We start from the raw sequence: 1,958 nt of genomic DNA, 5'->3' as shown, positions 1-1,958 counted from the left end.
AGTTCCTCGAGCAAAACGTTGCGCTGCTCGAACTCCATGGAGCGGCGGCAGGGATCGGCTGTGGCTGGTTCGAGTATCCGAGCGGTGCGTTTCGCGCCCAACGTTGGCGTGCGCGCGGCATCCCGGAAGGCCTGATGGCCATTTCGCCCGACACGACGGCGGAACTCCTTTTTGCAATCCTAGGGTACCTCAGCGCGAGCACTGTGCTTGCTAGGAGCAAGGCGCTCCGACGATGGGGGGGCTTCTACGAGAGGCATTGCTTATACGGCGAGGACATGACGCTTTGGCTCAAAGTGCTCCTGAACGAACCCTGGTACTTTCATCTCAGTCCACTCGCCAAACTTGATTTCCAGGCTTCGCAGCTTTGTCGCAACTATCGGCGAGCACGACCGATCGAGCCTTTCTTGCTCGATCCGGCGATCCTGCGCAATGTATGTCCGCAAGCCCTCATCCCGCTTCTCGAGCGCCTTATAAAGACATTTGCCTGCAAAACGGCCGCGGTCTTGGGCTACTGGGGCGAGTGGCGTCAGGCGCGTCAACTCGTGACGCGCTTTCTCACGCTTCGCGACTGGCGAACGCGGCTGTTTCTTGCCGCCGTTTTGAGCTCATCTCCAATCATCGTACCAATTGCTTGGCTGGCTCGTCGATTTGTTCACCGATGAGCGGAGCCGTCTTCGGGGAACGTCTTTCAGTGCGGGAACCATCGCCGGCAACCGCTGGCGTGTAGAGCGAACGTCGCGATGTCACGATGACCGGGGGATCCAACGCGATCCAGCCGCAAAGGATCGCGAGCGCGAAGACACCAGCGGTTGGAAACGGTGAACGCGAAATCGTAACCGGCTTGCGCTGTAGCGGCAACGACGAGATCCGAAAAATCGCGCGAGAGACCGTTGGGATATGCCAGTGCCGTGCACTGAAGGCCCGTCTGCATTTCGATGGCAGCGCGGCTCTCGAGCAGCTCTTCGCGGAGCTGCTCCGGCTCGAGGTTGCTCAGAATGGGGTGCGTCACGGTGTGCGAGCCGAGATCGAAACCAGCAGCGGAGAGAGCACGCACGTCATTCCAGGTCATGAAAGCCTGAACGCCGGGATCCAGCAACGGATCGCACTGCGGCGTCTCCCTCGCAAGGTATGCCATGAATTCGCGGCGGCGAGCATCGGTGGAATTCTTGCATGCCTCGACCACCGAAAGGGCCAACGTCCGGCGAGCCTCTTGCGATTCGGGAACAAGCACCGTCCCGTTAGGGTCGTCGAGCGACGTCCCGGTCCAGGCCAGGACGCGCGAAAAAACCTCGTCGGGCCACAGGACTCGAGCGCCGTCTACGTAGCCGGAGACGATGAAAAACAGCGCCGGAAAGCCTTTTTTGATCAAGAGCGGCGCGGCCAGTGCCGCGTTGTTGCGGTAACCATCGTCGAACGTCAGGAGAATGGGCGGCTTTCGCGGTTGCCACTCTCCGAGCTTCCAACGCGCGAAGTCGGCGAGCCCGACCGGCGTGCAATTGGCGCCGAGCCAGTCGAGGTGCGCCTCGAATTCGTCTATCGTATGATGGTATCGGAACGGCTCGTCCTTCGCTTCGCTCAAGATGGCGTGATACACGAGGACGAGCGCGTCGCGCGCGTGTAGCCGGACTGCGAGCCGATCGATGCCGACGCGCGCGAAAGCAGAAACGCCGACCTTCTTTATCATCTCCTTTAGCATAACGTCGATCGTCCTTTACGAGTTGGAGCTGACCGGCGCTGAGGGCGCCGAGAGCGAGGTCGAGCCGGTACAGTAGGTGGAGTTCGTACACGGCATCGAAATCGACCCACCCGTAATGTTTTTATACGGAACACTGGTTAGCTCGGGACGGCGTTGCCGCAAATTCATTTGCGGCGACCTCTTCTTACCCATAAGCTGCACAGCAGCTCGGCTACCATAAGACTCGAACGAATAGTCATAGTAATAAACCGACCGTGACTGT

General features: G+C 59.8%; 1 protein-coding gene and 1 pseudogene. One reads left to right on the top strand and one right to left on the bottom strand.

Annotated elements, in window-relative coordinates; all coding sequences use genetic code 11:
* Positions 1-662, top strand: a pseudogene (locus VIW95_RS03000) (hypothetical protein); the annotation flags it as partial.
* 26 nt (positions 663-688) lie between these two features.
* Here VIW95_RS03000 and VIW95_RS02995 read toward each other — a convergent pair.
* Positions 689-1,696 carry a polysaccharide deacetylase family protein gene (locus VIW95_RS02995; RefSeq protein WP_331583892.1) on the bottom strand — a complete coding sequence of 336 codons (1,008 nt, stop codon included), beginning with the start codon at positions 1,694-1,696 and terminating at the stop codon, positions 689-691.
* Positions 1,697-1,958: the final 262 nt, after the last annotated feature.

Origin of the sequence: Binatus sp. (SeqCode) (assembly GCF_036522015.1) — a bacterium.
In the GTDB taxonomy this organism is placed as follows: Bacteria; Desulfobacterota; Binatia; order Binatales; family Binataceae; genus Binatus.
The sequence above is the reverse complement of the archived record's forward strand: the minus strand, read 5'-3'. Positions and strand labels throughout refer to the sequence as shown.